The organism is Ruegeria sp. SAZD011 (assembly GCF_059612545.1).
Genome location: NZ_JBXWQU010000035.1, coordinates 1 through 1,584, shown reverse-complemented (window position 1 = coordinate 1,584; position 1,584 = coordinate 1). Strand labels below are relative to the sequence as shown.

The 1,584-nt window shown below is 55.7% G+C and carries 1 protein-coding gene; it reads left to right on the top strand.

The window, feature by feature from the left end:
• Positions 1–224 precede the first annotated feature (224 nt).
• The gene (locus tag AC2FLM_RS18225) at positions 225–1,511 is read left to right on the top strand and encodes a Fic family protein (protein WP_496859399.1); all 1,287 of its coding nucleotides are present in this window, start codon (positions 225–227) and stop codon (positions 1,509–1,511) included.
• Positions 1,512–1,584: the final 73 nt, after the last annotated feature.

The window sequence follows — 1,584 nt, the reverse complement described above, 5'->3', positions numbered from 1 at the left end:
TATTGTAATTAAGGGTACAAAAGTGCCCCAAAATGCCCTGAACCCACAGATTCTGATTAATTAGGGTACAGTGACAGTGATAATCGTTTCGTCTTCCTGATGAAGTTGGCTTTTGCGTCTTGACGCCTGAATCGTTGCAAAATCTGTGAAACGAAAACTTGCGCCGAGGAAAAATGTAGGTGTATCAATATCCTAATCGTTTCACACTTGCGGGATATCGTTTCATGGCCTTGTCGGATCAAGACATTCTCGACTTTGTCGGCGAGAACCCGGGTGCCGGACGCGATGCCATCCGGAAGGGCGTTGCAAGGGATGTGAGCGAAACCACTGTATGGCGCCTCTTGAAGCGCATGGTGGAAGAAGGCCGCCTCGAGGTATCTGGCAAGGGTAGGGCCACTGGATACAGGATCGCCGGGGGTGCGGTCGTCCGGGCGCATTTGTCGACGCCGTACAACAGGCGAGCACCTGTGTCCTATCGACCGGAGTTTCTCGATGCATACGTTCCGGGAAAGACTTGGTATCTGTCTGCACCTGACCGCGAAAGACTGTTGGAGGCTGGCCGTCCGCAGGGAGGCGCAATTCCGGCCGGAACATACGCGCGCCGGATCCTTGAACAGCTTCTGGTCGATCTCAGCTGGGCGTCGTCCAGAATGGAGGGGAACACCTACGATATTTTGCAGACCGAGCGATTGATCAGGTTTGGCGAGGAAGCTGCGGGAAAGGATCGGAAAGAAGCCCTGATGATCCTCAACCATAAGGAAGCTATCCAGTATGTGGTCGACAATCTCGATGAGATCGGGCTTCGGCGACCTGATCTGTTCGCGATTCATGCGCTGCTCTCGGATGGTCTTCTGGCGGACCCCGCGATGTCGGGCCGATTGCGAGCGATGCCGGTCGGCATCTCGCACTCGAGCTATCGACCGCTCGACGATGCGGTCACGATCGCAGAGGAGTTCGACATCCTGCTGCACAAGGCTGCGCAGATCACCGATCCGTTCGAGCAGTCCTTTTTCCTCCTGGTGCACATCCCGTACCTCCAGGCCTTTGCCGACGTCAACAAGCGAACCTCGCGCGTGGCCTCGAACATCCCACTTCTGAAGTCGGACCTTGCGCCGATGTCGTTCACGACGATGGACGACAGCGACTATATCGACGGACTCATCGGGATCTATGAATTGAACAATGTCGCGCTGCTGCGCGAGGTCTACATGGACGCGTACCTGGCGTCCGCGGAAAAGTACCGAATTCTTCGCGCCGAGGTGGAGAGCCCGGAAAAGGCTGCGCTTGCCTATCGGGAATTCGTTCGCGCCGCGGTCCGGCGTTGCGTTCTCGAATACAAGGAGTTCCGAAACGATGCGGTTGATGAGATGGCTTTGGCTGCTGGCGTGCCCGATGCTGATCGAGCGGATGTTGTCGCTTACGTTCGTGAGCAGATCGCGGGGCTCCATGAAGGCAACGTAATCCGCTATCGGCTGAAACCTGATGACCTGAAAGAAGTGAAACTACGCTAGGCTCCAGACTCGTTCTTTTTCATAGCCAGAACAAAACGGTTGCGGCGAGAGCGATGGCTGAGAAGAAGGTTTC

Bases quoted from the DNA above. Each gene is read 5' to 3' on its own strand.
- AC2FLM_RS18225 (WP_496859399.1), top strand. From the start codon at position 225: ATGGCCTTGTCGGATCAAGACATTCTCGACTTTGTCGGCGAGAACCCG.